This is a genomic window from Massilia phosphatilytica, assembly GCF_977014125.1.
Genome location: NZ_CDRNIL010000138.1, coordinates 1 through 2,910 on the forward strand (window position 1 = coordinate 1; position 2,910 = coordinate 2,910).

Below are 2,910 nucleotides of genomic sequence, written 5' to 3' on the forward strand. Positions count from 1 at the left end.
GCTGCCCCACCTGCGGCCTGTTCTCGGCATGTTCACGGCGAACTCGATGAACTGCCTGACCGAGGCGCTGGGCCTGTCGCTGCCGGGTAACGGCACCGTCCTGGCGACGCACGCCGACCGAAAGGAACTGTTCCTGCGCGCCGGCCGCCTGATCGTCGACCTGGCCAAGCGCCACTACGAGCAGGACGACTACACGGTCCTCCCGCGCAGCATCGCCACCCGCGCCGCCTTCGAGAACGCGATGGCGCTGGACGTGTCGATGGGCGGTTCCACCAACACCGTGCTGCACCTGCTGGCCGCCGCGCACGAAGCGGGCGTCGAGTTCAACATGGCGGACATCGACCGCATCTCGCGCAAGGTGCCCTGCCTGTGCAAGGTCGCGCCGATGACCAACAAATACCACATCGAGGACGTGCACCGCGCCGGCGGCATCATCGCCATCCTCGGTGAACTGGCGCGCGCCGGCCTGCTGGACACGTCGCTGCCGACCGTGCACTCGCCGACCCTGGGCGACGCGATCGAAAAATACGACATCAAGCGCAGCGACGACCAGGCGGTGCACACGCTGTTCCGCGCGGCGCCGGGCGGCGTGCCGACGCAGGTCGCGTTCTCGCAGGCCGAGCGCTTCGACACGGCCGACCTGGATCGCGCCGAAGGCTGTATCCGCGACCGCGCGCACGCCTACTCGCAGGATGGCGGCCTCGCGGTCCTGTACGGGAACATCGCCGAGAAAGGCTGCATCGTGAAGACGGCCGGCGTCGACGACAGCATCCTGAAATTCTCCGGCAAGGCGCGCGTGTTCGAAAGCCAGGACGCCGCCGTCGAAGCCATCCTCGGCGACACGGTACACGCGGGCGACGACTCATCATCCGCTACGAAGGCCGAAGGCGGCCCGGGCATGCAGGAGATGCTGTACCCGACGTCGTACATCAAGTCGAAGGGACTCGGCAAGGCCTGCGCGCTGTTCACCGACGGCCGCTTCTCGGGCGGCTCGTCCGGCCTCGTGATCGGCCACGCGTCGCCGGAAGCGGCGGAAGGCGGCGCGATCGGCCTCGTGGAAGAAGGCGACATGATCGACATCGACATCCCGAACCGCACCATCAACCTGCGCGTGACGGCCGACGAACTGGCGCAGCGCTCGGTCGGCGACGGGATGCGCGGCGCGGCCGCCGGCAGCCGGTCGACCGTGAGCGCGCTCGTCGCAGGCGCTGCGCGCCTACGCGGCGCTGACCACGTCGGCCGACCGCGCGCCGTGCGCGACCTGTCGCAAGCTGAAGCGCTGACCGGCGCACGCGCCGGCGCGGCTCCGCCGCGATGCCGGCCGCGATGGCGAGCAGTCCTGTCGTTGCGAGCAAGGCCTGGAGGATGGCGTCCTCACATGACATAGGTTTTGACGAAGAAGGCCAGCGTGATGAGGTCTGGTGGCGAACAGCGTGACGGCGCGGATGATGCGCGCCGGCGCGCCGCCCGAGGTGGGCGCCCCCATGGCCGCCGGCGAGCGCCCCCGCCAGCATCGCCAGCGTTTCGGGCCAGCGCACCGCGCCCGCCGCGACGAAGGCGAGTACGGCCACCGTATTCGCCGCGCTGACCAGCAGCGTACGCGGCGCGTTGAGCCGTTTCAGGTCGTGGCAGCCCAGCAGGCCCCACGCCGCAATCATCATGATCCCGACCGCCCCGCCGAAGTAGCCGCCGTAGATGCCGAGCGCGAACTGGACGGCCAGCACCGCGTGCGCGCGGATGCGCCAGCGCGCGCGCAACGCGTCCCCATGCGCCGCCCGAACGCGAGCGCGACGGACGCCGCCAGCAGCAGCCACGGCAGCACGACCGTGAACGCCGCGGATGACGTCCGCAACAACAGGACCGCGCCCACCAGGCCGCCGCAGAGCGTCACGGCCAGCAACGCGCGAAGCGGGACGGTGCCGACCGTGCCCAGGCCGTCACGATATGCCCATGCGCTCGCCAGCCCGCCCGGAAACAAGGCGACCGTGCTGGAAGCATTCGCCTGCACCGGAGGCACGCCGGCCGCGATCAGCACTGGCAGGCTGACGAACGGAACCGCCCCGCCAGCGCATTCATCGCACCGGCGACGGCGCCTCCGGCAAACGTCAGGATCATCGTGTTCATGGTTCGATGGTAGTCGGTGGGGTCACCGTCCCCGCAATCCGGCAATGCCGGCATGTCCTTTCGGATTTTCCGAATGCACTTTCTTTCGGCCATTCCGCCGCGCCGCGCCGCATGCCTGTTTGTTAAATATTCGAACGTCAACAAACGGCACCCCGGGGCGTCTCCGCGCCCGCAAACCGTTGTCAATTTGCGAAAAATCCCAGCCAGAACAAGATGTTGGCGATCCTTTAACGGTGTATCGTTTATACGACCCATTCGCATATTTGTGTCACGAATGCTTGCGCTACGGCAACTCGTTCTGTAATCATCAGCAGCGGTGCGGTTCACAAACACCGCACACGGGACACACCGGATACCGATGCGGGGTGGAACCATCCGACCACCGATAGACCTGACGGAGCGCCGCGTGACGCGACTACGCCCCCTGCAAACTTATTCTGCGCTGATCGTGGCCCTGGCCGCGGCCTGCGTGATCGTGCCGCTGGCCGGCTGGCACTGGCATGGCTGGCTGTTCGCCGCCGTGCTGCTGGCGGGCGGCGCATTCGCCGCCGTGCGCGCAGCCGCACCCGCGGCAGCCAATGGACACGCAGCGGCGGACGACTATCTCGCCAGCCGCCGCGCGTTCGGCGCCGACGTCGCCGGCGTGTGGACGTCGCACATCGACGCCTCGCGCGAGCAGATGGAAACGGCCGTCGTGGAGCTCGTGCAGCGCTTCTCCGGCATCGTCATGCGCCTCGAACAGGCGCTCGCGGCCTCCGGCGCCGCCCGCAACGGCGAGGGTGGCAG

At 68.7% G+C, this 2,910-nt stretch carries 1 protein-coding gene and 2 pseudogenes; 2 read left to right on the forward strand and 1 reads right to left on the reverse strand.

Annotated elements, in window-relative coordinates:
* Positions 1 to 1,387: dihydroxy-acid dehydratase domain-containing protein (locus tag ACWNCF_RS04940; protein WP_449406240.1), on the forward strand; the 1,387-nt coding region annotated here is incomplete at its 5' end.
* Positions 1,388 to 1,505: 118 nt separating this feature from the next.
* On the opposite strand, the pseudogene ACWNCF_RS04945 reads toward ACWNCF_RS04940, so the two are convergent.
* Positions 1,506 to 2,035, reverse strand: a pseudogene (locus ACWNCF_RS04945) (sulfite exporter TauE/SafE family protein); the annotation flags it as partial.
* A gap of 495 nt (positions 2,036 to 2,530) precedes the next feature.
* Here ACWNCF_RS04945 and ACWNCF_RS04950 point away from each other — a divergent pair.
* Positions 2,531 to 2,910 (forward strand): annotated as a pseudogene (locus tag ACWNCF_RS04950) (hypothetical protein); the annotation flags it as partial.